This window comes from Klebsiella sp. 28, assembly GCF_018223905.1.
Classification (GTDB): domain Bacteria; phylum Pseudomonadota; class Gammaproteobacteria; order Enterobacterales; family Enterobacteriaceae; genus Klebsiella; species Klebsiella pneumoniae.
The window spans coordinates 1-716 of sequence record NZ_JAGRQY010000041.1 but is presented as its reverse complement, the minus strand read 5'-3'; the positions used below and the strand labels follow the sequence as shown (position 1 = coordinate 716).

General features: G+C 63.1%; 1 protein-coding gene and 1 pseudogene. Both read left to right on the top strand.

Annotation, left to right across the window (positions count from 1 at the left end; translation table 11 throughout):
* The coding region (locus KHQ28_RS08130) for a hypothetical protein (RefSeq protein WP_211777584.1) at positions 1-438 on the top strand (438 nt) is incomplete at its 5' end.
* A gap of 30 nt (positions 439-468) precedes the next feature.
* Positions 469-716, top strand: a pseudogene (locus KHQ28_RS08125) (DNA-binding protein); the annotation flags it as partial.

Below are 716 nucleotides of genomic sequence, written 5' to 3'. Positions count from 1 at the left end.
GCCCCGGTGTACGGGCCGAACCTGCGCGCCTCCTGCCGGCGCATGGAAGCCGCGGGCTGGCTGCGCACCCTGCGCGCCCCGAACCTGCAGCTGGCCGTCGAGCTGACGGAGGCCGGTCGCGGCATTGCAGAACCGCTCTTCCAGGCAGAACGCGAGGCTGAAACGGCACGACAACGACTGACAGACGTCCGGCGTCTGCCGTTACGCCAGACGGCTGCCGGTGACGCGGTGGAGCTGCAGCTGGGTGACGGTCATTACTCCCTGCGGGAAGCGGCCTACGTGATCCGTCTGGACGGTACCACCTGCCTGCAGCTGACGGATGCCGGCGGTATACGCCGGATAAAAGAGGGCGATCCCCTTCAGGTGGCCAGCTGGTATCAGACCTGTTTTGATGCAGGCCTGCCGGTCACCGTCCAGGTGAATGAGAGCCGGGACTGATCGCCACCACACAAGGAATATGAGCATAAAATGAAAGTCACTGAACCCGGGCTGAATAAGCTGATCGATAACCTGAACACCCTGATTTGCGAGGACAGCCTGCTCACGCGCCAGGAGCGTGAAACGCTGGTACTGGCCGTCGCCGCTATCGGCGCCATGAAAGCGCGCGTCGGCTTGAAAAAAGGCGATGCGCCGACCGTTGCCAGACGGGAAAAAAGGGAGAAAAAAGACCGCCAGCCTGATCCGCGTTTTCCGCGAGCCGGTCATCCCTGGCAGGA